This is a genomic window from Mycobacterium asiaticum DSM 44297, from assembly GCF_000613245.1.
GTDB lineage: Bacteria > Actinomycetota > Actinomycetes > Mycobacteriales > Mycobacteriaceae > Mycobacterium > Mycobacterium asiaticum.
In genome coordinates, this window is record NZ_HG964936.1 from 1181541 (window position 1) to 1207052 (window position 25512).

Below are 25512 nucleotides of genomic sequence, written 5' to 3' on the forward strand. Positions count from 1 at the left end.
ACCGCGAGTGATTCTGTGGGGTCCCGGGCAGGTCGGGGTCGGGGCACTGCGCGCCCTCATCGCGCACCCAGGCCTAGAGCTTGCCGCTGTGGTCGTGCATTCCGAGGTCAAGGAAGGCAAGGACGCCGGCGAGTTGTGCGGACTGCCGACGACCGGTGTCGTCGCCACCCGTGATATCGGAGCCGTGCTGGCCGGTGACGCTGACGTCGTGGCCTACTTTGCGTCCGGTGACTATCGCTATCCCGAAGCGGCACAGGACATTGCACGCTGCCTGCGCGCCGGCAAGCACGTGGTGTGCACCTCGCTGGTGCCGATGTGTTACCCGCCCGCTGCCGACCGCGAAACCGTCGACCTGTTGGCAGCGGCGTGCCGGGAAGGCAACACCAGCTTCTTCAACAGCGGGGTGGACCCCGGTTGGGCAAACGATGTCATCGCGCTGACAATGAGCGGCTTCAGCAGCCGTGTCGACAAGATCACCATGCTGGAGATACTCGACTACGGCCCGATCGACCAGCCCGACATCATGTTCGACTTCATGGGATTCGCCCACCCACCTGACCATCCGGCGCCGCTCTTCGACACCGAGCGGCTCACCGCCCTATGGGGCCCGATTGTGCACCTGGTCGCCGACGGCCTCGGACTGGCGCTCGACCGCATCGAGACCACCATCGACAAATGGCTGTCCACAGAGCGTTACGAAGTCGCATCCGGCTGGATCGAGCCGGGAACGATGGGCGGGATGCGGTTCAAACTTGCGGGCGTCGTCGACGGCGAGGAGCGCGTTGTGCTCGAACACATCACTCGCATGGGCGAAAGGTCAGCTCCGCACTGGCCCCGGCATCCCTCCCCGCACGGGGGATACCGCGTCATTGTGGACGGCTTGCCCACCTACACGGTCGACATCGAAATGCATGGCCGCGGAAACAATATGCGCGGCCTGACCTACGCAACCGTCATGCGTGAACTGAACGCCATTCCCGCCGTCATCGCCGCGCCACCGGGACTGCTGTCCACACTGGACCTGCCACTGGTCACCGGCCCCATGCGGGGGGCGCAGTGGCGGGGCGTCGTGCCGGGAGTGCGACAAGCATGACGGCGTCGGGGCGGCGACCAGCTGTCGACCTGTGGGACATCATGCGCACCGCCTCTGCCGTCCGGCGGTATCGCGACGAGCCCGTTGCTGACGACGTGCTGGAGCGGTGTCTGCTGGCGGCAACCTGGGCTCCCTCCGGCGGCAACCAACAGCCGTGGAAGTTTGTCGTGCTCAAATCGGCGGCGGCCCGCGGGATCGTGACCGCGGGGGCAGCCCGGACGTGGCAGGCGATGACCGACTTCTACCACCTTTCGGTGCCCGAGGATGGGGCCGACGATCCGAGGTCACGCGCACTGCGCACCATGGCCGAGCACACCCGCACCGGTGGAGCGGCGCCCGCGCTGGTGCTGTTCTGCATCCGTCCCCAGCCGGGGGCCTCCCAACTCCAACAGGGAGGTTCGATCTTTCCGGCAGTGCAAAACTTCCTGCTCGCCGCCCGCGCGCAAGGACTGGGTGCGGCGATAACCCTGTGGCACTCCTCGTGCGAAAACGAATTGCGAACGGTCGCGGGCATTCCCGACGGTTGGCAGATCGCCGCGCTGCTCACCGCGGGCTGGCCGAAAGGCGGACACCGCCCGGTCCGGCGCAAGCCGGTGTCGGAGGTGGCGGTGACCGACCGGTGGGACAACCCCTGGCCCGGTAGTCCGTCCGGGGACGGATCAGCTTGAGGTCAGCAACAGTGCGGTGGCGGCAATGATTTCGACGAAGAAGTAGAACCAGTTGGGATAGAACGGGGTTCGGCCTTCGATGACGGCCGAAACCAGCCGACCGACGGCCATGCCACCCAAGGCCAGTCCGACGGTCAGCATAATCCCACTGCGTGAGCTTGAGTCGACGGCGGCAAAGGCAAGCGCACCCGCGATCGCGCAACCGAAGCCGCCGTAGACGGCTCGCACCTCGGAGCGCGACGTGGGTTCCGGCAGGGCGATGCCGAACACCCCGATCATCCGGGCCGGCGCGGCGAGCGCGTAGACGCCCATGCCGAGAAAAAACGCCGCGGCCACGACCAGCACGGTCAGCGTCACGACATCCTCCTACAGCACCACGATGGTGCCGGTCGTCGGGTCCACCTTCCCCTCGAGCAGCTCGAGGTAGGCCCGCTGGATCTCGGCTTGACTCGAGATCCGCTCCACCCGTAGCCATTTCGATGCCCAGTCGGCGAACGGGACCCAGGCGTCGGCAACCTGCTCGTCGAGTTTGGCGGTGCCCCAGTCGGCGCCGCGCTTCTTGATGCGATCGGGGGCGAAGAAGAACACGGGCTTGGGTCCCGCGAGCTCACCGCTGTCGTGGGCCATCTGCGTCCAGTGGGTCATGCCGACCGCGGAGCTGTGCGCAAGACGGTCGCCGTATTGGGAATGCACCGCGGTGCGGACCGCGCCGTCACCGGAGATGTCGATGTAGACGGCACGGTCACCCGGCAACGAAGAGATGTCGTCATAGCTGGCCACCGAGTCATAGATTTCGAGTCCCTCGACGAAACCACCGTTGCCCGCCGACGTCAGACCGACGACCTGGATACCCGGACGCTTGGCGAGCAGGTAAGCCGCGATGATCGCGGTTTTGGACGAAGCGCTGGAGATGACGATGGTGTCCGCCCCGAAAAAGCCTTCGTCCGAGACGAAGTCGTCGATGAGGAACGAGGTGAAAAAGAGCGGAAAGAACAAGATGTGCTCCGCCTCGCGGTCAGCCGAATAGACCGGATCGGTTCGGACGTCTCGGTAACCCTGATAGGCCGAGGGCAACGCGGCGCGATGCGGGGCGGCGTCGACGAAGCCCTTTTCGTTGATGCGGTCCGGGACCACCATCAGGTGGCTGGCACACGGCAGATAACCATAGACGCGCATGCCTTCGGCCAGCTCGGGATGCCGCGACTGCTCAACGTGGGCGTAACCCCAGACGTTGAGCTTGCCCCAATTTGGGTCCGAAGCGGGGAAGAAGTCCCAGTACCGCATCGCCTCGCCGAACACGGCGTAGGTGATGTTGTTGGCGGTCAGCCCGAAGGACTCCACGCGAAGCAGCGCCTGGCCGTCCTGCGGCGATGGCGTGGCGCCGGAAAGGAAGCGGGTCTGATGCAGATCGGTGCGGCTCAACTCGAAATCCATGGCCGTCAGCCTAGCCGCCGGCCCCCTTAATCATGTACCATCCGGTACATGATTACGAAGAGCAGCGTGGAGATCGACGCTCCCGCAACCTTGGTGTGGGACGTATTCACCGATGTCGAACGCTGGCCGGAGTGGACCGCCTCGGTCACCCGCCTGGTCGGCCTGGACGGACCTCAGCTCGCGGTAGGCAGACGTTTCGAGATCAAGCAGCCCCGGATGCCCAAACTCGTCTGGGAGGTAGGCGAATTGGTGCCGGGCATCTCGTGGACCTGGGTGCAGCGTTCCCCGGGCGGCACCACATCGGCAAGTCATACGGTGACACCGCTCGACGAGGGACGAACGCTGGTAAGTCAAGAGCTCGACCAGCGCGGGCCGGTGGGCGCCCTAATCGGCCGACTCATGCTGCGCACCACTCGGCGCTACCTGGAGCTGGAGGCTCAAGGCCTCAAGGCCCGCAGCGAGCGGTCCCGGCAATCCCTTGGCCCGCACTCCTGACCTCAAGCGGCGCCAGGAGCTGCTCGATGCGCTGGTCACGGACTTCGCCGCGGGCGGCATCGGGGACCGGTCGTTGCGCGATGTGGCGGCCGCCGTCGGCACCAGTCACCGCATGTTGCTGCACCACTTCAGCTCCCGTGACGATCTGCTGCTCGCGATCGTGGAGGAAGTCGAACGTCGACAGATGGCCATCCTGTCCGACCTACCGAGTGAGCCGGCCGACGCTTTCACCGCTATGTGGGCCGTCCTGTGCCGTCCTGAGTTGAGACCGTTCGAGCGGCTGTTTTTCGAGTGTTACTCCCGCGGCGCCCAGGGGGAGGAGCCTTTCGTCCGCATGGTGCCGGGTGCGGTGGATGCCTGGCTGGCCGAGGCGGAAACGGCGGCCGGCGGGACGGAGAACCCGGCGCTGGTGCGCCTGGGCCTGGCGGTCACGCGCGGCTTGCTGCTCGACCTGGTCGCCACCGACGACGACAGCGGGGTGGGCGCCGCGGCGCGAGTATTCGCCGATCTCCTGCGGCGACCGGGACGCAAATAGCCGCCTCCTTGCGTTGGATAGTTTCGCAGCCACACGTAAGGAGATGCGCGTGAAGATTCGATTCGGGATCGGACTGGGTGCGGACACCGCTCCGGGGCACCTCGCCGAGATCGTCGACCGGTTGGAATCCAGCGGTGTGGACTCGTTGTGGTTCTCCGAGCTTGTCTACTCCCCGGCGGTGGATCCCATGGTGGGTATGGCCTACGCGCTGGCGCGCACGACCCGCCTGAAAGTCGGCACCTCGGTCGCGGTGTTGCCGGGTCGCCATCCCGTGCTGGTCGCCAAAGGGCTGGCATCGTTGGCGGCGCTGGCGCCCAAGCGGGTGCTTCCGGCGTTCGGGTTGCGGTCGGCGATTCCGGCCGAACGTGAGGTGTTCGTGGTGCCGGCCGGCCAGCGGGCGGAGGTCTTCGACGAGTCACTGAAGGTGTTGCGCGCAGCGCTGATTGAGGATTCGGCCAGCTACGCCGGCAGGTTCTTCACGGTGCGGGGGGTGGCGGTCGCGCCGCGGCCGGTGCCGCCGCTGGATATTTGGCTGGGCGGGTCGTCGGCGGCAGCGTTCCGCCGCATCGGCACCTTGGCCGACGGTTGGCTGGGCAGCTTCCTCACCCCCGAAGAAGCGCGGCAGGGGCGTGCGGCGATCGAACGCGCCGCGGCGGACGCGGGCCGGTGCATCGACGCGGATCACTTCGGCATCTCGTTGGCGGTAGCCGACGGGGAGTTACCCGAGGAAGTGGCCGCGGCGGTGCGTCGGCGTCGCCCGGATGTGGAACCCGGGCAGCTGGTGGCGGCCGGGTGGGATGCGTTGCATCGGCAGCTCGACGCCTACCTCGATGCCGGATTGACGAAGTTCGTCATCCGGCCGGTCGGCAAGGCGCCGCTGGACGGGTTCATCGACCGGTTCGTCGAAGAGTTGGTCAGTCGACAGAATTGAGTAGCGCGAAGAACCGATAAGACGGGTCATTGTCATCGAGCGCACCCTTGAGCGTGTCCTTGGTGATCGGGTGGCTGGAGTCCATCGCGGATGGATCGCTCACCCGCGCCCAGTCCGTCACGATCGTCCGCTCGATGAATTTCCATGCGCCACCGCGCTTCTCGTACTTATCAAGGTAGCGGCCACCGATGATGAGATCGACGTCCCGGCTACGCCCGGCAAGGGTGTGCACCGCGAGTGAGTAGATCTCACCTTCGGCCCGGTGTCCGGCGAGCGCGAAGTTCATCGTGGTTACATGGTGCTGCATCATCCGGATGTGGGGACGCGAGGCGCTGAGATGTTGCAGGAATTGGTCCGCGGTGCCTGTTGAGAATGCCCCGTGGCTGTCGACCGCGTCGTGGTGATAAAGACTCCGAAGTCTGTCGATGTCGCCGCGGTCGACTGCGCGGCAATAGGCATGGACGAGCTTTCGGAGGTGATACTCGTCGATCATCTCCTGCGGTACCGGATCGGGCGTCGTCATCGCTTTAGAATTTCGCGACGGCACCGGCGTCGACGGGCAGTGCCGCACCGGTGATGTACTGCGCCTCATCCGAGGCCAAAAACAGCACGGCATTGCTCACGGCGCGTGCCTCGATCAGCGGCTTGGGCAGCAGGTGAAATTGGCCGATGATCTCGGCCGCATCATGCACAGTCGGATCGGGTAGGTCGGGCCGCATGGTGCGGCAGAACCACTCGTTGTCCAGCATCGGTGTCAGAATGTTGCCCGGGTGGATGGAGTTCACCCGGATCCACTGCGGCGCAAGTTCATTGGCTAAGGAATTCATCAGACCGACGACAGCGTGTTTCGCCGACGCATAGTGGGCCATGTAGCCGCCGCCGCGAATACCGAGCATCGAGCTGACCAGGATGATCGATCCGCCCCCGTTGGTCATGTGGGGCAAGGCCGCCTTCACGGTCTGCCAGACGCCGGTCAAGTTGATGTCGAGCATCGTCTGCCACGCAGATTTCTCGATCAGGGCCGCCGGTGCCGGGGTGCCGCTGATTCCGGCGTTGGCCACGACGATGTCGACCGCGCCCACTACGGCCACCCCCCGTTCGAGCGCTACGCGGAGACCGTCGACGTCACGCACATCGGCCTTGGCGGTGACGACGCGCCGACCCGCCTTTTCGACCAAGGTGGCGGTGTCGGCGAGGTCGTCCTCGGTGGCTCCCGGATAGGCCACGCCGTCAATGTCTTCGCAGACATCCACCGCAATGATGTCCGCGCCCTCCTCGGCCAGCCGGACCGCGTGTTCGCGACCCTGGCCGCGTGCCGCGCCGGTGATGAATGCGACCTTGCCGGCGACTCTGCCGACCGAATTGCCTGCCATCGCTACCTTCCGCCGGGGTGATCCGCACCAAGTCAAACACGGGCGCGCCCGGATCGTTGCGCGGCCACCGGCAGCGGGGTAGACACACCGGTATGTGCTCCCTGATCCGCCGGACTGGTTGAGCGCCGGCGTGGGCGACGACCGACTGCTGATCCCCGGCCAGACGTGCTGGCGGGTGGCACGAGCCGATCAGTTCGCTGGCATCATCGACGCGGCCGACTATTTCCGTCATGTCAAGGCGGCGATGCTGCGGGCTCGACACCGAATCATGTTGATAGCGTGGGATTTAGACGCCAGGATGGCTTTCGAGCGCGGGGCAAAAACACTGCCCGGGCCCAATCAGCTGGGCGCTTTCCTGTACTGGATGCTTTGGAAGCGGCCAACTCTGGAGGTTTACCTACTCAAATCAAATCTGCGCCTGCTGCCGGCCTTCGACGGCATCTGGTACGGGCTGACCCCGGTGACGCTGGTGAATCGGCTCAGCAGCAAGCGAATACGGTTTGCCGTCGACGGCGCCCACCCGATCGGCGCGGTCCATCACCAGAAGATCGCCGTCATCGACGAAGCGGTGGCATTCTGCGGCGGTCTCGACCTCACCATCGAACGATGGGACACCCGCGAGCATGCGCACACCAACCGGGGCAGGCGGACGTTGGGCCGCAGCTATGGACCCCGCCACGAAGTGGCTTTGGCGGTCGACGGCGCCGCCGCGGTCGCGCTCGCTGAGCAGGCGCGTGAGCGGTGGCGGACAGCGACCGGTCAGACGCTGGCGCCCGTCGAAGCCAGGCACGTCGCCTGGCCAAGCGGGCTGGAGCCGTCACTACGCAACGTCGACGTCGGAATCGCGCGCACCCTGCCCGAGCTGGAGGATCGCCGCGAGGTCCGCGAAGTGGAGGCGCTCAACTTCGCTGCGATCGCGGCCGCGCGCGACGTGATCTATCTGGAGAACCAGTATCTGGCGTCTCGCGACCTCGTCGATGCGCTCGCCGGTCGTCTTCGCGAAGACGACGGTCCCGAGATTGTGATAGTGCTGCCCCGGAGTTCGGAAAGTCCGCTCGAGCAGCAAGCCATGGACAGTGCCCGGCATCTGCTGATCCAGGAGCTGTGGGCCGCCGATGATCATGATCGTCTTGGCATCTATTACCCCGTCACCGACGGCGGGGCGCCGATCTATGTCCATTCCAAAGTACTGGTCGTCGACGATCGGTTGTTGCGCATCGGGTCGTCGAATCTCAACAACCGGTCGATGGGGTTCGACAGCGAGTGCGATGTGGCCATAGAAGCGATCGAAAGTACAGCCGGCGCGCAGGGGATCCGTCAGGAAATCACCAACATGCGGCACGAATTGATCGCCGAGCACCTGGGCGTGTCGGTGGGGCAGTTCGAGGACACGCTGGGCCGGTGCCGGTCCTTCCGGAAGACGGTCGAAGAACTACGCGGGCACGGTAAAACGTTGCAGCCCTTCACCAAAGAGACGATCGCCGACGAAGCGAGCCCGTTGGCGGAGAACGAGCTGATGGATCCCGACCATGTCCCGCGATCAATCGGGCGGAGCCTGCAGCGACTCATCCTGCGTTTGAGGCGCTGACCCCGCTCGCCCGGCCAGCCGAGCTGCCGCACGCGTTCCTTGGCGTGAAACTCCTGGTTCTCTCCCCAGCCCCGCACACCGTTCCACCAGGCGGTGCAGTCGTCGGGGGTCTCCCGGGTCGGGTCCCACAGTGCCGGGCCACCTGCGGAGATACCCGAGCGCACGTCCTGAAAGAAGTACAGGAAGCCGTTCAAGTCACGTTCGGGCACCCAAAGCGCAACGCAACCCACTTCTCGGCCCAGTCCGGGTCGTTGGTGGCGGCATGGAATGCGCGTCGTGCGGGCCGGCATCGCAGGTCACGCGGCGAGGCAACCCCCTCGGCGGCGACCGGACAAGCCCGGCGGGATTGACGCCGGGTTGATTGTGGGTACAGCATCCGCAAATCGGCTTGCGACCGCCTAGGAGTGTGGACATGCAGCGTCCCGACACGATGATCGAAATACATCGCGAACGTGTCCAGGATCAGACGGTCGAGATGTTCGGCGGCGAGAAGCGCACCGAGTCGGTCGACGGAACCGGCTACTCCGCGACGGCCACCATCGACCTGACGCTGGATCGGGTGTGGTTCATCTTCGATTCGCACGAACGGTTGTGGCAGGAGGAAGTTGACGGTGAATCCCGGGACCCGTTACGGCATTTCGCCATCGACCTGGTGATCTTCGACTCGAAGATAGTCATCGATTCGGTGACCTGCATCCCGCTGGTAGAACTGCCGCCGATGACCGTCACGATCCCGGACGGTCCGCGCGCCGGGGAGTCCCGGGAGATCCCCTACAACGAGATTCCGGTGTTTGGCAGGCTCACGGTTCACGATCAGCTCGAACCACACGAAATCGAGCCCGGCAAGCAGACGATCGCACTGAATTTCACGGCGCAGGACGCTCCGGTGCTGCTGGCCACGCCGCTGGCCGACGAATACGGCCCCCGACTATTCGGCGCCGATGTCGAACGGCGTCCGGACGGCGTGACCGTGCTGGTGGGGCAGGACCCGCGGATCAGCTGGGAACTGGACTACGCCGAGGCCTACTGGATCACCCACAGCATCGCGGGGGAGCTGCTGGTCAACATGGAGAAGCTGCAGAACCTGGGCATCTCGGATGACGAAGCCCGGATCCGGGTGCTCGACTCGCTGGCCACGCAGATCGCCGATGCGGTCCGGCCACAGCTCGCCGAGAAGGGCGACAACGGCATCGAGAGTCTGCTGCCCTCGCCCGTCGACGTCGATCCCGAGGCGCAGGACGACACCACCTTCAAGGCCATCGACGCGATCGTGCAGCGCTGGGACGTCGGCGACGTCACCCACGAATCCCTGGTGGTGCAGGTGCAAACATTGCGCGAACTGCCACACGGCGAGGAGTTGCCCGCATCGGTCCTTGCCGAAAACCCGCACGAGAAAACGGGATTGGCGGTCACCGGATGGAGCATTCTGCGGCAGGTCCGCGACACGGTGATGAACACCTTCAACCTCGACGCGAGCGACTTCGACCCCGATGTGCCGTGTCTGTTGCAGGAGCCGAAGACGATCAACATCGGCGGCGAGGAGCGCAGCCTCGACGCCATCGAGGCCGATATCCTGCCGCGCACCGCGGACGGCCGGTTGGTGGTCGACGGTGCCGTCAGCGCCGAGACGAAGCTCTACGACTTCAAGGCCAACTTCAAGGTCACTTATGAGATGGGCCTCGACGACATCCCGCGCGACCCGAAAGAGGAGGAGACCCGCCGGGTCAACCTCAAGACGATCGAGAGCCTGGAGGGCAGGCTGCGGACAGCGCGTGAGAACAAGCGCGCGGGGGAGGCCACCGATCACGACTACGAGGCGGAAGTCAAGCAGGTCAACGAGTGGTTCGACGAACTCCCCAGGACCGTCGGCGTGCGCCCGACGCAGAACCCTCCCGAGCCGGACGTCAGCGCGGACTTCAGCCTGTCCGCGGCGGGCAAGGTCGCGACGGCCGCAGGTGCGGCGGCTGTTGCCGGACTGATTGCGTTGCCGGTGACGGCGGTGGCGAGCGCCGGCGTGGGGGCCGCGGGGGCGGGCGGCTTGCTGACACTGGCCATCGCCCAGTATTTCTCGACGGTGCTCACGATCGACTGGTTCGGCAGTGGCATCGGTTCACGTCAGGTAAAGAAATCGCTGAACGACAATCCGGAGGGCACGTCGCTGCCACCGATCGGCATCCCGATCGCCGCGAACCTCAACCGTCAGCGCCTCGCCGTGTACTTCCGTCCGCTGCCGGCCAAGTTATGGGTCAGTTGCGTTTCTTCCGACACACCAGAGGATGCGGAGGGCTACCGCGGCGACATTCGCCTCATCGGGGGCCGCTGGCCCACTGACGGCCATCGGTGGAAACTCTCCGCGGACGACGCGGTACTGTTCGTTGGCTCCGGCGAACTCGAGCTTTATGTGGAACCCGACTGCGCGGGCGGCGCCGAGATCCCAATCGTGGTCGCCACCGCCGAAGACGGCCGCCCGTACCTGCAGGCCGCCGGGCCGGATCCCGACGCACTGCATAAGCTTCCCTCGTGTTCGCCGGAAGATCGCGACGACCCAGCAGACGACCAGCAATAGGGATCGCGTCGGGCGCGGGGCCATGACGCTGCCTGGCACGCCCACCGACCAGGCCGCCGACGTCCTTGCCGCCGGCGATGGCGACGTCAGCACCTTGTTCGTGTCCATGGCGACCCGTCATCCGGACGGCGCTGACGCGGACTATCTGCGGTGGCACTCGCTGGATCACCGTCCCGAGCAGTACCGCCTGCCGAGCCTGCGTGCTTCACTGCGACTGGTGTCCACACCCGAATGCCGGTCGGCTCGAGTGGCGAGCCGAGACCCGCTCGATCCGGTCGACCATGTAATGACGTACTTCTTCACCGAACCTGGCGGGCTCGAGGCATTCACCGAGCTAGGCAGGGCGTTGCGGGATGCCGGCCGGATGATGCCGTTACTGCCCCCGGTGCAGCGGGGTGTGTACGAAGTAGAGCGCAAAATCGCCGCCCCGCGGGTCAAGGTCGGCGCTGACGTGCTGCCGTGGTTACCGCTGCGGGGAGTCTTCCTGCTGATCGAACGGGGCGCCGCACCGAGCGACGAGCTGGCCGATGTCGAGGGGGTGGCGGGCGTCTGGTCCGCGGCGACGGTGCAACGACCCGGCCAGTGGATCAGCTATTGCTTCCTGGACAGCGACCCGGTGGCCACTGCCGAGCGCCTGCGTCCGGCGCTCGAGGCCGGCTGGCGTGCATCGGGCACCGAAGTGCTGTTGGCCGCACCGTTTCACGTTGTCGTGCCTTACGAGTGGGATCGCTATGTGCCGTAACCGGTGGTGCTTGTGCGCGTTGGTGTGATGGTCGGCTCCGACAAGGAGCGCTCCCGGTCGGATCGGCTGGCCGGGCTGATCGACGATGCGACCCGGGCCGAAGGCGCCGGTTTCCACTCGTTTTGGATGCCACAGGTGCCGGGTTATCTGGACGCGATGACCGCCCTCACCGTGCTGGGCCAGGCGACCACCCGCATCGAATTGGCGACGGCAGTCGTGCCGATCCAGACGCGCCACCCGATGATCATGGCCCAGCAGGCGCTCACCACCCAGGTAGCGTGCGGCGGCAGGTTCACCCTCGGCATCGGTCCGTCCCATCACTGGATCGTCACGGGACAATTGGGATTGCCCTACGACCGGCCCGCGCAGTTGGTCAGTGACTATCTCGAAATACTGCAGGCGGCGTTCGCCGGAGTCGGTTCGGTCCATGCGGAGAATGAAAGCTACCGCGTTCACTCCACCATCGATGTCACCGACGCCCACGAGATGCCGGTCCTATTGGCGGCTTTGGGGCCGAGGATGCTGCGCATCGCCGGCGAGCGCACGGCCGGCACCATCCTATGGATGGCCGACGAGCGAGCCATCCAGGACCATGTGGTGCCACGCATCGTCGCCGCAGCCGCCGGGGGTCCCGAGCCGCGGATCGTGGCCGGGGTTCCCGTGGCCCTCTGCGCCAACCGCGAGGCGGAAAAGGCGCGCGGCTACGCCAGCGAGGTCCTCGGTCACGCGGACTTTTCGCCGAATTACGTTCGCCTGCTTGAACATGGCGATGCCAGAGATGTCGGCGACACCATGGCCGCCGGGGACGAGGCGGCGATCCTCGGCCGGTTACGCCGCTACCAGCAGGCCGGTGTTACCGACCTGGCGGCTCGCATAGTCCCGCTCGGTGACGACGTGTCGGCGCGCGCCCGGTCGCGGCGACGGACGCAGGAGTTTCTCGCCTCGATCATTCCGGAGCTCTAGTGGGTCAGGCCCGCGCGGAGTTCTCGGTGATGATGTCGCGCGCCGTCTCGTAGAACGCGCTGATCAACGTCGAGAAGGACAGCTGGAATGGATGGATCATGTACACGTCCATTCGGGTCAGGCTCCAGTCCGCAAGCACCGGGACGATGCTTCCGTCGCGCAGCTCGGCCGTGACGATGATCTGGTTGGGCATCGCGCCGACGCCCAGGTCCTGCAGGATGTACTGTTTGCCGACCTGAAAGTTGTTGGCGCGGGCCCGAACCAGCGGGGTCAGCTCATAGCGCCGCTTGTGCTTGGCCAGCGTGAGTTTGCCGGACCCTTCGCAGACACCGCAGTCGATGAAGGGCACGGATTTCAGCTGCGCGGGAGCGGTGAGGGGTTCGGAGAGCTCCCGGACAAAATTGGCCGATGCACACAGAAATAGCTGCAGGCTGAACACCTTTCGGGCGATCAGGGTCGAATCCGGCAACGGACCGGTGCCGAAGACGACGTCGAACCCGTCGTGCACGGGGTGAACGACGTTGTCCACCAAGCGGATATCCAAACGCGAATTCGGATAACGCCGCAGGAAGGCGGCGCCGACCCGCGAGGCATAGTCGATGCCGACGAACACCGGTATCGCCACGCGCAGCTCACCGTGCGGCTCTTGCTTGCTTTCCTCCACCAGTGCGCGCACCCCGTTGGCCTCGGCAAGGATGTTGACGCCGTGGCTGTAGATCTTCTCGCCGAGATCGGTGACCGAGAGCTGATGGGTGTTCTTCCGGAGCAGCTTGATACCGAGGTCGGCCTCCAGCTTGCTGAGCTTGCGGCTAACGGTCGACTTGGGCATGCCCAACAGCGTCGCAGCTCTGGACAGGCTCCGGCACTCGACCACCTTGCCGAATACCAGCAGGGCGTCGAGGTCGAACGGCAGGTTTTGTTCCATGGTGGCGTTCCAAAAATGCAACAGGGTGTTGCAAGTGAAGACCTATTTGCGCACCTGGTCAAGTGCTAACTTCGGCCGGGAGTGGGGATCGGGGCCGAGAGGAGGCGGGCCTCATGGGTCGCGATGTATTGAGCAAACCGGCGAGCGGGCACTGGACCGACGCCTACCCGGAGCTGGGCCGTGGCCAAGTGTCGCTGGAAGACTGCGTGTCGCGGGAGTTCTACGACAAGGAACGCGAGCATGTGTTCAAGAAGACCTGGCTCTACGTCGGACGCGTGGAACGGGTGCCGCGCGCCGGCAGTTATTTCACCCGCGAACTCAGGTTCCTCAATACCTCGGTCATCATCGTGCGCGGCAAGGATGACGTCATCCGCGCTTTGCACAACATCTGTCCGCACCGCGGCAACAAGTTGCTGTGGCGAGACGATCCGTTCCAGGAAGTGCAGGGCCGAGCGCCCTTGCTGTACTGCCGTTTTCACGGCTGGCGGTACAACCTGGACGGCTCACTGCATGCCGCCACCCGCAAGGACCTGCTGCTGGACTTCGATGCGGACAGCTGCCGGGTGCCCGGCATCCAATGCGAGGTATGGGAAGGCTTCATTTTCATCAACCTCGACCCGCACAACACCGAGTCGCTGCGCTCCTACCTCGGCGAGTTGGCCCACGGCATCGAGGGTTACCCCTTCGCCGGTCCGCACCAGGTATACCGGTTCACGGTGGAGTTGCAGTGCAACTGGAAAATCTTCCTCGACGGCTTCGCCGAGAGCTACCACGGCCCGTACCTGCATGCCGCCTCATTCGGCGCTCTCACCGCCGAGGCCAGAGAGGCGTTCGATCAGCCGAACCCATTCACCGATGCGTTGGCCTATCAGCTGAAGGGTCCGCACCGGATGTTCTCGTTCTCGGGGGAGCCGTCGCAGAAAACGCCGTATTCCAAGCCAATCGAATGCGTGATGGAAGCAAGCGCCGCGGGCCCGTGGACCAAGCGAACCGATCGTGGCCCGATGCCGGCGGGCCTGAACCCGACCCGCTCGGAGAAGTACGGCTTTGACTCGTTCCAGTTCTTCCCGAACTTCGTGCTGATCTTCGGCTCGTCCGGCTTCAGCACGCACACCCACTGGCCGACCGGTCCGCACTCGCACATCTTCGAGGCCGAGATGTTCTACCCGCCACCCAAGACGCATAAGGAGCGGCTGGGTCAGGAGCTGACGGTGACCTATCTCAACGACATCATCCTGGAAGACGCCAGCCCGTCGGAAGGCCTGCAGGCGATGCTCAATAGCGGCGTGCTCACGCACTTCACGATGAACGACGAGGAGATCCTGTTGCGCCACCTGCACAAGGTGGTCAGCGATCACGTGGCGGCCGGCGAGCGGGCCCTGGCAGAGGTGAACCAATGAACGCCGCGCTGCCACAGGACTTTTCCGCTCTCGAACACCTGGTCGCGGAGTGGGCCATCGAGGACGGGCACCAGCGCTACGTGAAACGCGTCAACAGTTCGATGGCCGAGATCCAGGCGTTTTACGACGAGGTATTCCCACACGCCGAAGAGGCGGTCGCCTATATCGACAAATTCGACTATGCCGAACCGTTGCCCGAGGACGTGGCGAACCTACGCAACTTGTTGTACTCCCTGATCACCGTGTCGTTGGCGGTCGAGTTGTGGCGCCAACCGCGGGTCAAGCATTCGGCGAACACCATCCTCACCAGGCTGTGCTGATCATGGGACTGTCCACCACCCGGCTGGAAATCATTGATCGCACACCGCTGATCGGCAGCGAGATCAAGACAGACCTGCAGACGTTGCTCAGTGGCAGCGAGGCTGAGGCCATCCGGGCCACGTTGGGGCAGCGCGGAGTGATCTTCTTCCGCGGTCTGCAGATCAGCGATGAGCAGCAGGTAGCCATTGCCAAATCCCTTGGCAGCATTGTGCAGAATGAGGGCCAGGAGGGGATCTATAAGATCTCACTCGACCAGCGGGTGAACCAGCGCGCCGAGTACCTCAAGGGTTCGATGTTCTGGCATTTCGACGGCTCACTGCAGCCCTACCCCAATCTCGCCACCGTGCTTCGCGCGATCCAGCTGTCCGATTCCGGCGGACAAACTGAATTCTGCAACACCTACGCCGCATACGAGGATCTGCCCGATGCCGACAAGGCGGTCATCGCCGACCTTCGGGTGGTCCATAGCGCCGAGCGGTCACAGTATTACGTACGTCCCGAAATGAGCTATGAGGAGATTTGTTTCTGGCAGAAGTCTCCGACGAAGTCGTGCCCTTTGGTCTGGACGCACCGGTCCGGCCGCAAATCGCTGCTGCTCGGCGCGACCGCGGATTACGTGCTCGGCCTCTCGGTAGAGGAGAGTCGCGCACTGCTTGCGCGCCTTCGTGATTGGGCCACCCAACCGCGCTATGTCTACCGGCACGAGTGGCAGGTCGGCGACCTGCTCGTGTGGGACAACACCGGGACGATGCACCGGGCGCTGCCGTATGCCGCGGACAGTGGCCGCCTCATGCATCGCACGGTAATCGCTGGCGAAGAACCGTTGCACTGAGCCGGGACTCGCTATTGGCGATGCAGGAATCCGTGCAGAGTCGCTTGCACCAGTTCGTCGACGATCACGTCGCGCGAAGGCGGTTGCTCGCCGAAGAACGTCGAGCGCAGCGCCACCATGCCCACGATGGTGGCGACAGTGGAGTGCGCGGGCAGGTCCGGTTGGCTCGAGCGTAATCCGCGCAATTGCATGCCCTCGGCGCTGATTCGGCCGAGCACCCCGATGGCACGCCGGATGTCGGCGATGCCGGCGTCGGTCATCTCCGCCTCGCTGAACGATTCGGCGGCCGCAAGTGTCAGCAGCAGGCCGCGGTGTTCGACCATCACGTCGTAAAGCCGACCGACGAACTGCCGGGCCAGTTCTTCTTCGTCGGTCTCCTCCGGGACGACCGACTGCCAGGTCCGCCCGAACTCGTCGACGAAGTTCGTGAACGGAAGGACGAGGGCTTCCCGGAACAGTCCGGCCTTCGAGCCGAAGTTCCGAAACAGCAGGTATTCGGAAACCCCGGCCGCCTCGGCGATTTCGCGAGTCGTCGTGGTGCGGTAGTCCTGGCGGGCGAACAGCGAACGTGCCGCGTCGAGCAGCAGCCTGCGCGGTTCACCGCGGGGCCGGCGGGACGGCTGGCGCACGGCATTCACGATAGCCATCTTGACCCGTCAGTTTGAATAGTGTGCACTATTCAAAGTTGGTGTCGCTGTCGAAGGGAATCGTCGTGGGCGCGGTCATCATGCTCGGCACCCTGTTCGGGTTAATCGCCCTGATCTTCGGCACGGTCCTGTATTTCGACCCCGAAGCGCGCGGCGGCGCGGCCGAAGAGCGGGACCGATGAACACCGAGCTGACGCCGCTGCTGACGGCGGCGGTCATCTTCGGCTGGGGCAGCGGCATCGTGTTCACCGCGCTCGGTCTGTACCTGAGTATCCGCGGCCGCCGGCTGCACCCGCTGCTTCTGCTGTGTATCTCGGCGATCTCGTTCTCGTGGATCGAGGCGCCGTACGACTGGGCCATGTACGCCCAATTTCCACCCGCGCTACCCCGGATGCCGTCCTGGTGGCCGTTGAACATGACCTGGGGCGGGCTACCGTCGTCCGTCCCCCTCGGCTACATCGGCTATTTCGTCCTGCCCGCGGTGATCGGGGCCGCGCTCGGACGACGGCTGAGCGCGAGGTTCGGGTGGCGGCGGCCGATCACGCTGCTCAGCGCCGGCTTCATTGTGGGATTCTGCTGGGCCTTCCTGTTCAACGCATTCATCGGCGCCCGGCTCGGCGTCTTCTACTACGGCTACGTGATCCCCGGACTTGCGGTCTTCGAGGGAACCAAGCACCAATACCCGATCTATGACTCGATCGCGCTGGGCGTGCAGATGATGGTCTTCACCTACCTGCTCGGCCGAACCGACGCCCAGGGCCGCAATGTCATCAAGATGTGGGCCGACAAGCTGTCGAAGACCCCCGCCCAATCGGCCGCGCTGTCCATCCTGGCCGTCATCCTGATCGGAAATCTGCTGTACGGCGCGGTCTTCGCGCCGCATCTGGTCACAAAGCTGGGCGGCTGGGTGACGTCGGGCTCGACCGAGCAGTTGTTCCCTGGCGTCCCGAACCAGCCCAAGCACGGCGGACACTAAGCCGCGGGCCGTCCAAGCGCACCGCACAGGTCACTTCTTCGACACAACTTCGCAGCATTCCTTCTAGCGGGGATGACACCGCGCCACGATGGATGCAGCCAACCAGGAGGCAGTGTTCGATGCGAGTAGTTGTCTTATCCGCGCTCATCGCCGTCCTCTGCGCGTTGAGTCCGTTGGCCGCGCCCGCGCAGGCCGAACCCACGACTTGTGGAGTGAACCTCACGGCGCCGGAAATCGGAGCAGCGATCAAACAAATACCCGTGCTACCAGGCAACGGGGCGTGGGACCTGAACACCCACAGCTTCGATCCGAGCAGCAACTACAACCCGTGCGCCACGCTGTCGACCGTCATCATCACTGTGGTCGGTGCCACCGGAAGTTCGCCGGATCTCGCGCTGCTGTTCCACAAGGGCAGCTTCGTCGGGGTCGCGACCTCGAAGGCCTACCCGTTCACCACGCTGAACAAGGCAAAGACCACCGACGAAATCGTCGCCCTCGACTACAAGGACGGCCGGGAGGTGTGCACGGCATGCCCGGGACCCGTCACCACCGTCCGTTACCAATGGCAGGGCAGCCAGCCCGCGATGCTGGACCCGCAACCCGCGTGGTGACACGCTCCCCCTCGTAGGCCGCTAGGCCGGCGGCTTGGCCAATCACTCGCGAGCGGACAAGATGTAGGGCTAACACCCACATACCAGCCTCGAGGTCGACGCCATGGACGTTCTCAAGATCCGTTCGCGCATGCTGCGTTGCGGTGCAGCGCTGTTCGCCGCGGTGGTCATGTCGGCCCTGGTGGGCTACGGAGAATCGGCCGCACAACCGGCGCTGTCGGCCGACCCCGCGCAGCTGGCCCGCGACCTGGTGGCCGACGAGCAGGCATTACGGGATCCGTCGTCATCGGAGGCGGTGCTGCAGGCCGCCGCGCTCCGCGAGCAGGCGGCGTACCGCGCCATCGGCCGCCACCCCGAGTGGGAGCCGACCGTGCGGCCGATCATTCCGGCGTCTCTCGTGGGCATCTATGACCTCAACGTCGATGCGCGCCATCACCTGATGGCGTTGAACGGGCCGGAGGCGAGGTCGACCCTGCCGGCCTGGCGAATCGACCCGCCGGCACCGCTCAACGAATTGCTCGGCTACTACCGCGAGGCCGAAGCGGCCACCGGAGTCGGCTGGAACTACCTGGCGGCAATCAACATGGTCGAGACCGACTTCGGACGCATCTCCGGGGTGAGCAATGCCGGCGCGCAGGGACCCATGCAATTCCTGCCGTCGACGTTTGCCAGCTACGGCGGGGGCGGCGACATCCACTCCCCGCGGGACAGCATCATGGCGGCCGGTCGCATGCTCGCGGCCAACGGCTTCGCGGGCAATCGCGATGGCGCCATCTACAGCTACAACCACTCGAGCCACTACGTCGGCGCGGTCAATGACTACGCCGCCGCGATCGGCGCCGACCCGGCCGCCTTCGCCGGCTATCACCGGTGGGATGTCTACTACCTCACCACGTCGGGGGACGTGCTGCTGCCGGTCGGATACGCCGCGTCCGAGCGAATTCCCGTCGCCGAGTATTTGGCGGGCCATCCGCAGTGAGCTGTTGACAGGCAAGTGGCTGCTTGCATAACGTCGACTGGGTGGGGGACGTCTTCAAGGCCTTGGCCGACCCCACGCGTCGCACCATCCTGGACGAACTGACCGACCGAACCGGGCAGACGCTGTTCGAGATCTGCGCGCGCCTGACGACGAAGCACGGCATGAGCTCATCTCGGCAGGCAATCTCGCAGCATCTGGACGTTCTTGAGGACGCCGGCCTGGTCGAGGTGCGCCGCGAAGGCCGATACAAGTTCCACTACATCAACACCGCGCCGCTCGAGCCGATCGTTGCCCGGTGGCTGAACGGGGAAGGGAACACCATGAGAATCCATCTCACCAGTGTGCTGGTCGACGACCAGGACAAAGCGCTGCGGTTCTACACCGAAATCCTCGGTTTCAAGCAGAAGCACGACGTGCCGATGGGCGAACATCGATGGATCACCGTGGTGTCCCCAGAGGATCCGGACGGCACCGAATTGGTCCTCGAGCCCGACCAGCATCCGGCGGCCAAGCCGTTCAAGGAGGCGTTGATCGCCGACGGCATCCCGTTCACATCCTTCGAAGTCGACGATGTGCACGCGGAGTATCAGCGGCTGAGCGGGCTCGGAGTGCTATTCACCCAGCCGCCCGCCGACATGGGACCGGTGACCACGGCCGTGCTCGACGACACCTGCGGCAACCTCATCCAGATCACGCACCTGCGCGGCTGACGGCGCGCCTCAGGTCATGCAGACATTCGAAAACAGCAGGACCGGCCAGGACACGATCGAACCCAGGAAGGACACCACCAGGTCGGCGCCGTGCAGGCGTTGCAAGTGCTCGGTGTGCGTCGACGACCACACCAGTCCCACCAGGAAATACGGGATGCCGAGGATGACGGCCAGCCCCAGCCACTCGGCAATGGTCATCTTGTAATCGAGCAGGTCGCGCAGCCTGGTAAGCATCTTCGGCCCTCGTGGAGAGTGCGTCCGGGATGAAATCGAGTACCAATATGTTAACCGATATTCCAGAAAATCTATGTTCCTTTGTCGTCAGATACGACCCACACACTGCCTGATAGGGTTACATTTCAGGCATGGCATGGCGCTTGGGACTGCGGGCTCTGTGAATGTCTGTTCCAGATAGTCCGTCTGTCGTGCGCGCCACGCTGTCCCTCGAGGACGCCCGCATCCGCGTCACCCGGCGGACGGCCCGCTGGACCGATGCCCCGGTCGATATTCGCGAGGCGATGGATTTCTGGGCGTTCGCTGCCGGCGCGGCAAATGTGATCATGCAGTTGTCCCGGCCGGGTGTGGGCTATGGGGTGGTGGAGTCGAAGGTCGACTCCGGCAATCTGTTGAAGCATCCCTGGAAGCGGGCGCGGACCACGTTTCAGTATCTGGCCGTAGCGGTCTTCGGGTCGCCGAAGGATCGCACCGCCTTCCGGGCGGCCGTCGACGGGGCGCACCGGCACGTGAAGTCGACGCCGGAAAGTCCGGTCCGCTACAACGCATTCGATCGAGACCTGCAGATGTGGGTGGCCGCTTGCCTGTTCGTCGGGTTGGAAGACACCTATCAGCTATTGCGCGGGCCGATGAACGACGAGCAGGCCGAACAGTTCTACCGCTCCGCCTGGACACTGGGCACCACCCTGCAAGTCCGGGAAGACCAGTGGCCGCCGACCCGAAAAGCCTTCGACGACTACTGGATCGAGGCATGCCGACAGGTCGAGGTGGGCGAGGTCGTCGGAAACTATCTGATGGAGCTGATCGACCTCCGCATGATCAATCCACTGCTGCGGCTGCCGTTCCATCGATTGCTGAAGTTCTTGACCGTCGGCTTCCTGGCGCCGGTCTTTCGGGACGCACTCGGCGTCTCCTGGAGCAAGGCGAAGCAACGCCGCTTCGAATACCTGTTCCTGCTAGTAGCTTTCGTCAACCGCTTCCTGCCGCCCTTCGTTCGCCAGGGCGGCAGCCACGTCCTGCTCGCGGATGTGCGCAGCCGGGTGCGGCGGGGCCGTCCGCTGATCTGACTTATGACCGCGATGGATCGGCTGCGCCGAGTACTGGGCCACCAGCTCAGTGTCGCAGCCCTGATCGAGCTGGCGCTGTGGCTGGCGGTTCCCTACCTGACCATTGGTTTCGTCTGGGCCGTTTTACACACCGCGCAGGTGGAGCGGATCGAGGCGCGGCTGTCGGTGGTGATGCCCACGGGCGCCGACATCGCGGCATTCGGGCTGACGACAGCCTTCTGGCCGGCTTCGATCCCGATCGCGGACGCCTGCCCGGCGCCTTGACCGGCACTACTCCCGAAGACCCGGCCCTGCCTCGGGCGTCACGTTGCGCGCGGTGATCTCCTGCTCGCAGTGGGCGCAAACCAGGCGCGGGTCAGCGATCTCGCCGCAATGATTGTGGCGCAACACAATTGGTGGCCCACCCGGCAGGGGTAGATGCCGGTCTCCCCAGTGCATCAGCACGACGATCGCCCCGAAGAGCTCGCGGCCCGCGTCGGTGAGGCGGTATTCGTAACGCTCGGGATCCTGCGAATAGGGCACCCGGTCCAAGAGGCCTACGTCCACCAGCATCCGCAGCCGTGTCGACAGCGTGGGCCGCGGGATATTGAGATTGCGCGCCAGCTGGCCAAAACGCTGCACACCGAAGAACGCCTCACGCAGGATCAGCAGCGTCCAGCGCTCGCCGACCAACTCCAAAGCGCGGCCAACGGATTCGCCCTGGAAGCGGTGGGACAGATCGGCGGCCGACATAGTTCACTAACTGTACCGGTTTCAATACTGAACCGCACGTGGTAACGTAATTGAACCGTCACCGCTACCGGGAGCCGCTGATGAGCCACCCTGATTTCGAAGTTGTCGCCGAGAAAATCGCACTCTCGGCTCGGGAGGTGTCGGCGCAGACCGAACGCGAACGCAGGCTCGCGCCGGACCTCGTCGATCGCCTCAACGACGCCGGTCTGCTGCGCGCGACCATGCCGCGCGAGGTCGACGCACTCGAGCTGGAGCCACCGATCGCACTGCGGTGCGCGGAAGCGATCGCCCGCGGTGATGCCGCGGCGGGTTGGTGCGTGTCGATCGCGATCACCAGCGCCCTGCTGGTCGCGTATTTGCCACCCGCCGTCCGCGACGAGATGTTCGGCGGCGGAAGGGGCGTCGCCGCCGGGGTGTGGGCACCGCGGGGCAAGGCGCGATCCGTTGACGGCGGCGTGGTCGTCTCCGGGCGGTGGCCGTTCTGTAGCGGAATCACGCACGCGGACGTACTTTTCGCCGGCTGTTTCGTCGACGACGGGCGCGTCCCGTCGGTCGTCGCGCTGCCCAAGGACCAGCTGCGGGTACTCGACAACTGGCACACGTTGGGTTTGCGCGGCACCGGCAGCCACGACACCGTCGCCGATGAGCTTTTCGTCCCGTCCGATCGGGTGTTCTCGTTGTTCGACGGTCCTGTACTGGACCGGCCGCTGTACCGGTTCCCGGTGTTCGGGTTCTTCGCGCTGTCGATCGGTGCGGCCACGCTGGGCAATGCCCGCGCGGCTATCGACGACTTCACCGAATTGGCCGCCGGCAAAAAGGGACTCGGGTCCACGCGGACCTTGGCCGAACGCCCGGCCACGCAGGCGGCGGCGGCGACGGCTGAGTCGTCGTTGAGCGCGGCGCGCGCGCTGTATTACGAGGCGATCGACACCGCCTGGCAGGCCAGTCACGAATCCGAGCCGGTGCCAGTGGATTTGCGCAACCGCCTCCGGCTGGCCGCGACCCATGCGGCGCGTACATCGGCCGACGTGGTGCGCACCCTGTATGACCTTGCGGGCAGTAGTGCTATCTACGACGATTCCCCGCTGCAGCGCCGATTCCGCGACGCGTTCACCGCCACCGCCCACTTCCAAGTCAACGAGGCATCGCGTGAGCTGCCCGGTCGGGTCCTGCTCGGCCAGCCCGCCGACGTCACGATGCTGTGACAGCGATCGAAGTCGTCCTCCCGTTTTGGCTCGACCGGCCCGATGAGGAGGCTGTACAGATCGCGCTCACGGCGGCGCGGACTGGGTTCGATGCGCTCTGGATCGGCGAGATGGCGACCTACGACGCGTTCGCGCTGGCGACCGCGATCGGGCTGCAGGCCCCTGGGCTGGCGCTCAAGATCGGACCGTTGGCCGTCGGGGTGCGCGGCCCGGTAACGCTTGCGCTGGGGGTCAGTACCGTCGCCTCGCTGACCGGCAGCCGGGTCGACATCGCGTTGGGCGCCTCGAGTCCGGTGATTGTGGCCGGCTGGCACCACCGTCCCTGGGCTCACCACGTCACCGTCATGCGTGAAACGATCGAATGCCTACGGCCGATGCTGGATGGCGTGCGGGTCGACTACTCCGGTCGGCACGTCGAAAGCCACGGCTTCCGGTTGCGCAGGCCGAGTCCACAAACCCGGATTGCTCTGGGCGCCTTCGGTTCCGGGATGCTCCGGCTGGCGGCCCGGCATGCCGACGAGGTGGTGCTCAACCTCGCTTCACCCGCCCGGGTGGCCGAGGTGCGTAGCCTGCTCGACGATGCCGCGACCGACCGCCCGCCGCCTCGGCTGACGGTATGGGTGCCGGTGGCCGTCGATCCGGGCGCCGCCGCGCACGCTCAACTGGCCGGTCAGGTGGCCGTGTACCTCGCCCCACCCGGGTATGGGGAGATGTTCGCCGCGCTCGGCTTCGGTCATTTGGTGGCCAGGGCGCGAGCCGGCGCCCCGCGGCGTGCGCTGGCGGCCGAGATCCCCGTCGAACTGCTCGACAGCGTGGGCGCGTTGGGTTCCGCGGAGCGCATCGGCGCGCGCTTGCGTGCCTACCGGGAAGCGGGCGCCGACTGCCTCGCCGTGGTGCCCTCTACCGCCGAAGACCCGGGTGGCCGGGCGACCCTTGCCGCACTCGCCGAAGGAGACCGATCGTGACACGCACCAACACCGTATGCCGGCTGGCCAGCCGCCCCGTCGGACTGCCCAAGGTCTCCGATTGGCAGATCGATGAAGAACCGGTCGGGACCGTTTCCGATGGCCAGTTCCTGGTGCGGGTCGAATACCTTTCTGTCGACCCGGCGATGCGTACCTGGATGAACGCCGGACGGTCCTACGTGCCGCCGGTCGAGATCGGCGAGGTGATGCGCGCGGGCGCCATTGGACGCGTAATCGATTCGCGACACCCGCAGTTCGCCGTCGGCGACGAGGTGTACGGCACATTCGGAGTCCAGCGTTACGCGATCTCCGACGGCCGGGATGTGACGCCGGTGGACACTACGCTGGCGCCCGCGCCGGTGCATCTCGGTGCACTGGGAATCAGCGGCCTGACGGCCTATTTCGGACTCCTTGATGTCGGCCGGCCGCAGCCGGGACAAACGGTCGTGGTCTCGGGGGCTGCCGGTTCGGTCGGCAGCATCGCGGGACAGATAGCGCGGATCCACGGTTGCCGGGTGGTCGGCATCGCCGGCGGTCCGGACAAGTGCCGCTGGCTGGTCGAAGAACTCGGGTTCGACGCTGCGATCGACTACCGGGCGGGTGATCTGCGCCGGCAACTGAAGGTGCACGCGCCCAACGGTATTGATGTTTTCTTCGACAATGTCGGGGGAGCGACGCTGGAAGCCGCCCTGGCGCGCCTGGCGCGCGGGGCCCGCGTCGTCGTCTGCGGGGCCATTTCGCAATACAACGCCACCGACGAGTTGCGCGGCCCCGCCAACTACATGCAGTTGCTGGTTGCTCGGGCGTCCATGACCGGTTTCGTCATCTTCGATTACGCCGATCGCTACGGCGAAGCCGTTGTGCGGCTGGCGGATTGGCTGCGCAGCGGGGAACTGCGTTCGCACGAGCAGGTCGTCCACGGCGATGTCGGTGACTTCCCTGACGCATTGCTCGCGCTTTTTCGTGGCGACAACACCGGCAAACTGATCCTGGCCCTGGACGGTTCGTAGTTTCAAAAGCGTGGCCAGCGGTTAGTCAATCCTGGACACCTCGGGAGGTTCAGATGGGCAAATACCAGGTCGTGGTGGTGGGCACCGACGGATCGGACACGTCGTTCCGCGCGGTCGACCGCGCGGCGGCGATCGCTGCCGAATCGGGTGCCAAGCTGATCGTCGCGTCGGCGTTCACCGACTCCGACCATGGACGCGCCGGGCCCGATCCCGACCAGCATCGCAACGAGAAATACCGGAATGAGGGCAACGCCCCGGTGTATGAGATGCTGCGCAAGGCCGCCTCGCGGGCGCGCGACGCCGGTGCCACCGAGGTGGAGGAGCGTGCCGTTGAAGGTTCGCCGGTCGACGCCCTGCTGCAACTCGCGGAAGACGTCGACGCCGACCTGCTGGTGGTGGGCGACGTCGGAAACAAGTCGCTGGTCGGGCGGGTCGTCGGGTCCGTGCCCCGCACGGTGTCACGCCGAGCCAACACCGAGGTACTGGTCGTCGAGACCCAGGACTGACCGT

31 protein-coding genes and 1 pseudogene are annotated in these 25512 nt (G+C 65.5%); 24 read left to right on the forward strand and 8 right to left on the reverse strand.

The genetic code is table 11. From position 1 onward, the window contains the following. Nucleotides 1–7: 7 nt before the first annotated feature. A complete protein-coding gene (locus tag BN972_RS05635; RefSeq protein ID WP_036353857.1) occupies nt 8–1093 on the forward strand; it encodes an NAD(P)H-dependent amine dehydrogenase family protein in 1086 nt (361 codons plus the stop codon). A gap of 41 nt (nt 1094–1134) precedes the next feature. Continuing rightward, nucleotides 1135–1761 (forward strand): nitroreductase family protein, encoded by a 627-nt coding sequence (locus BN972_RS05640; RefSeq protein WP_036356637.1) that lies wholly within the window; start codon nt 1135–1137, stop codon nt 1759–1761. Here BN972_RS05640 and BN972_RS05645 read toward each other — a convergent pair. Together BN972_RS05645 and BN972_RS05650 are read right to left on the reverse strand one after the other, a co-directional pair. After that, nucleotides 1753–2118 (reverse strand): DUF4345 domain-containing protein, encoded by a 366-nt coding sequence (locus BN972_RS05645; protein ID WP_099050998.1) that lies wholly within the window; start codon nt 2116–2118, stop codon nt 1753–1755. The genes BN972_RS05640 and BN972_RS05645 overlap by 9 nt on opposite strands. Nucleotides 2119–2127: 9 nt before the next feature. Continuing rightward, nucleotides 2128–3195 (reverse strand): DUF2855 family protein, encoded by a 1068-nt coding sequence (locus tag BN972_RS05650; protein WP_036353860.1) that lies wholly within the window; start codon nt 3193–3195, stop codon nt 2128–2130. Nucleotides 3196–3243: 48 nt separating this feature from the next. Here BN972_RS05650 and BN972_RS05655 point away from each other — a divergent pair, with 48 nt between their 5' ends. The 3 genes from BN972_RS05655 to BN972_RS05665 are packed head-to-tail and all read left to right on the forward strand — an operon-like array spanning nt 3244 to nt 5156. Then, the gene (locus BN972_RS05655; protein ID WP_036353863.1) at nt 3244–3690 is read left to right on the forward strand and encodes an SRPBCC family protein; all 447 of its coding nucleotides are present in this window, start codon (nt 3244–3246) and stop codon (nt 3688–3690) included. Further along, nucleotides 3674–4225, forward strand: coding sequence for a TetR/AcrR family transcriptional regulator (locus BN972_RS05660; RefSeq protein ID WP_036353865.1), 552 nt, complete (start codon nt 3674–3676; stop codon nt 4223–4225). Before BN972_RS05655 ends, BN972_RS05660 begins: the two co-directional genes overlap by 17 nt. A 49-nt stretch (nt 4226–4274) precedes the next feature. Continuing rightward, on the forward strand, nt 4275–5156 hold the full coding sequence (locus BN972_RS05665) for a TIGR03854 family LLM class F420-dependent oxidoreductase (RefSeq protein WP_036356643.1): 882 nt from the start codon (nt 4275–4277) through the stop codon (nt 5154–5156). Here the strand turns inward: BN972_RS05665 and BN972_RS05670 are convergent. Together BN972_RS05670 and BN972_RS05675 are read right to left on the reverse strand one after the other, a co-directional pair. Beyond that, on the reverse strand, nt 5140–5679 hold the full coding sequence (locus tag BN972_RS05670; protein ID WP_036353868.1) for a nuclear transport factor 2 family protein: 540 nt from the start codon (nt 5677–5679) through the stop codon (nt 5140–5142). The two genes, BN972_RS05665 and BN972_RS05670, sit on opposite strands and share 17 nt — an antisense overlap. Before the next feature lie 4 nt (nt 5680–5683). Further along, nucleotides 5684–6529, reverse strand: a complete 846-nt coding sequence (locus BN972_RS05675) for a mycofactocin-coupled SDR family oxidoreductase (protein ID WP_036353871.1) — start codon at nt 6527–6529, stop codon at nt 5684–5686. A 130-nt stretch (nt 6530–6659) separates the two neighbouring features. Here BN972_RS05675 and BN972_RS05680 point away from each other — a divergent pair, with 130 nt between their 5' ends. From BN972_RS05680 to BN972_RS05695, 4 genes are all read left to right on the forward strand, one after another. Continuing rightward, nucleotides 6660–8117, forward strand: a complete 1458-nt coding sequence (locus BN972_RS05680) for a phospholipase D-like domain-containing protein (protein WP_036356647.1) — start codon at nt 6660–6662, stop codon at nt 8115–8117. Nucleotides 8118–8529: 412 nt separating this feature from the next. Beyond that, nucleotides 8530–10683, forward strand: coding sequence for a hypothetical protein (locus BN972_RS05685; RefSeq protein ID WP_036353873.1), 2154 nt, complete (start codon nt 8530–8532; stop codon nt 10681–10683). 22 nt (nt 10684–10705) lie between these two features. After that, the gene (locus BN972_RS05690) at nt 10706–11425 is read left to right on the forward strand and encodes a hypothetical protein (RefSeq protein WP_036353875.1); all 720 of its coding nucleotides are present in this window, start codon (nt 10706–10708) and stop codon (nt 11423–11425) included. A gap of 12 nt (nt 11426–11437) precedes the next feature. Further along, a complete protein-coding gene (locus BN972_RS05695; RefSeq protein ID WP_036356648.1) occupies nt 11438–12388 on the forward strand; it encodes a TIGR03564 family F420-dependent LLM class oxidoreductase in 951 nt (316 codons plus the stop codon). A 4-nt stretch (nt 12389–12392) separates the two neighbouring features. On the opposite strand, the gene BN972_RS05700 is transcribed toward BN972_RS05695, so the two are convergent. After that, nucleotides 12393–13313, reverse strand: a complete 921-nt coding sequence (locus BN972_RS05700) for a LysR family transcriptional regulator (RefSeq protein WP_036353877.1) — start codon at nt 13311–13313, stop codon at nt 12393–12395. A gap of 113 nt (nt 13314–13426) precedes the next feature. On the opposite strand from BN972_RS05700, the gene BN972_RS05705 reads away from it, so the two are divergent. From BN972_RS05705 to BN972_RS05715, 3 genes are read left to right on the forward strand one after another with little or no spacing between them, the layout of a single operon-like run. Then, a complete protein-coding gene (locus BN972_RS05705) occupies nt 13427–14713 on the forward strand; it encodes an aromatic ring-hydroxylating oxygenase subunit alpha (RefSeq protein WP_036353880.1) in 1287 nt (428 codons plus the stop codon). Then, nucleotides 14710–15033, forward strand: coding sequence for a hypothetical protein (locus BN972_RS05710; RefSeq protein WP_036353883.1), 324 nt, complete (start codon nt 14710–14712; stop codon nt 15031–15033). The genes BN972_RS05705 and BN972_RS05710 overlap by 4 nt, the downstream gene beginning before the upstream one ends. Before the next feature lie 2 nt (nt 15034–15035). Beyond that, complete coding sequence (locus BN972_RS05715; protein ID WP_036356651.1) at nt 15036–15866, forward strand: TauD/TfdA dioxygenase family protein; 831 nt, start codon at nt 15036–15038, stop codon at nt 15864–15866. A gap of 11 nt (nt 15867–15877) precedes the next feature. On the opposite strand, the gene BN972_RS05720 is transcribed toward BN972_RS05715, so the two are convergent. Beyond that, nucleotides 15878–16495 (reverse strand): TetR/AcrR family transcriptional regulator, encoded by a 618-nt coding sequence (locus tag BN972_RS05720; RefSeq protein WP_390176181.1) that lies wholly within the window; start codon nt 16493–16495, stop codon nt 15878–15880. Between the two features lie 59 nt (nt 16496–16554). Here BN972_RS05720 and BN972_RS29460 point away from each other — a divergent pair, with 59 nt between their 5' ends. From BN972_RS29460 to BN972_RS29725, 6 genes and pseudogenes are all read left to right on the forward strand, one after another. Next, nucleotides 16555–16695: a hypothetical protein gene (locus BN972_RS29460; protein WP_158086288.1), complete on the forward strand. Its 141-nt coding sequence runs from the start codon at nt 16555–16557 to the stop codon at nt 16693–16695. Beyond that, entirely contained in the window at nt 16692–17489 is a 798-nt protein-coding gene (locus BN972_RS05725; protein WP_036353889.1) for a spirocyclase AveC family protein, read from the forward strand. Before BN972_RS29460 ends, BN972_RS05725 begins: the two co-directional genes overlap by 4 nt. A 119-nt stretch (nt 17490–17608) precedes the next feature. Then, nucleotides 17609–18100: an LppP/LprE family lipoprotein gene (locus BN972_RS05730; RefSeq protein WP_036353892.1), complete on the forward strand. Its 492-nt coding sequence runs from the start codon at nt 17609–17611 to the stop codon at nt 18098–18100. Nucleotides 18101–18269: 169 nt separating this feature from the next. Continuing rightward, nucleotides 18270–19079, forward strand: a complete 810-nt coding sequence (locus BN972_RS05735; RefSeq protein ID WP_235192418.1) for a lytic transglycosylase domain-containing protein — start codon at nt 18270–18272, stop codon at nt 19077–19079. 41 nt (nt 19080–19120) lie between these two features. Next, nucleotides 19121–19381: pseudogene (locus tag BN972_RS29720) on the forward strand (ArsR/SmtB family transcription factor); the annotation flags it as partial. A gap of 18 nt (nt 19382–19399) precedes the next feature. After that, on the forward strand, nt 19400–19789 hold the full coding sequence (locus BN972_RS29725; protein WP_036356658.1) for a VOC family protein: 390 nt from the start codon (nt 19400–19402) through the stop codon (nt 19787–19789). Nucleotides 19790–19798: 9 nt separating this feature from the next. On the opposite strand, the gene BN972_RS05745 is transcribed toward BN972_RS29725, so the two are convergent. Beyond that, nucleotides 19799–20023, reverse strand: coding sequence for a hypothetical protein (locus tag BN972_RS05745; protein ID WP_036353896.1), 225 nt, complete (start codon nt 20021–20023; stop codon nt 19799–19801). Nucleotides 20024–20214: 191 nt separating this feature from the next. Between BN972_RS05745 and BN972_RS05750 the strand changes: the two genes are divergently transcribed. Beyond that, entirely contained in the window at nt 20215–21090 is an 876-nt protein-coding gene (locus BN972_RS05750) for an oxygenase MpaB family protein (RefSeq protein WP_235192370.1), read from the forward strand. A gap of 3 nt (nt 21091–21093) precedes the next feature. After that, nucleotides 21094–21354, forward strand: coding sequence for a hypothetical protein (locus BN972_RS05755; protein ID WP_036353899.1), 261 nt, complete (start codon nt 21094–21096; stop codon nt 21352–21354). Between the two features lie 6 nt (nt 21355–21360). Here the strand turns inward: BN972_RS05755 and BN972_RS05760 are convergent, their stop codons facing one another. Next, a complete protein-coding gene (locus tag BN972_RS05760) occupies nt 21361–21822 on the reverse strand; it encodes a winged helix-turn-helix transcriptional regulator (RefSeq protein WP_036353901.1) in 462 nt (153 codons plus the stop codon). An 80-nt stretch (nt 21823–21902) separates the two neighbouring features. Here BN972_RS05760 and BN972_RS05765 point away from each other — a divergent pair, with 80 nt between their 5' ends. Genes BN972_RS05765 through BN972_RS05780 form a run of 4 tightly spaced genes read left to right on the forward strand, consistent with a single transcriptional unit; the run spans nt 21903 to nt 25508 of the window. After that, the gene (locus BN972_RS05765; protein WP_036353904.1) at nt 21903–23027 is read left to right on the forward strand and encodes an acyl-CoA dehydrogenase family protein; all 1125 of its coding nucleotides are present in this window, start codon (nt 21903–21905) and stop codon (nt 23025–23027) included. Beyond that, nucleotides 23024–23992, forward strand: a complete 969-nt coding sequence (locus BN972_RS05770; RefSeq protein WP_036353907.1) for an LLM class F420-dependent oxidoreductase — start codon at nt 23024–23026, stop codon at nt 23990–23992. Before BN972_RS05765 ends, BN972_RS05770 begins: the two co-directional genes overlap by 4 nt. Next, a complete protein-coding gene (locus BN972_RS05775; RefSeq protein WP_036353910.1) occupies nt 23989–25002 on the forward strand; it encodes an NADP-dependent oxidoreductase in 1014 nt (337 codons plus the stop codon). The genes BN972_RS05770 and BN972_RS05775 overlap by 4 nt, the downstream gene beginning before the upstream one ends. 53 nt (nt 25003–25055) lie before the next feature. After that, nucleotides 25056–25508 (forward strand): universal stress protein, encoded by a 453-nt coding sequence (locus BN972_RS05780; protein ID WP_036353912.1) that lies wholly within the window; start codon nt 25056–25058, stop codon nt 25506–25508. Nucleotides 25509–25512: the final 4 nt, after the last annotated feature.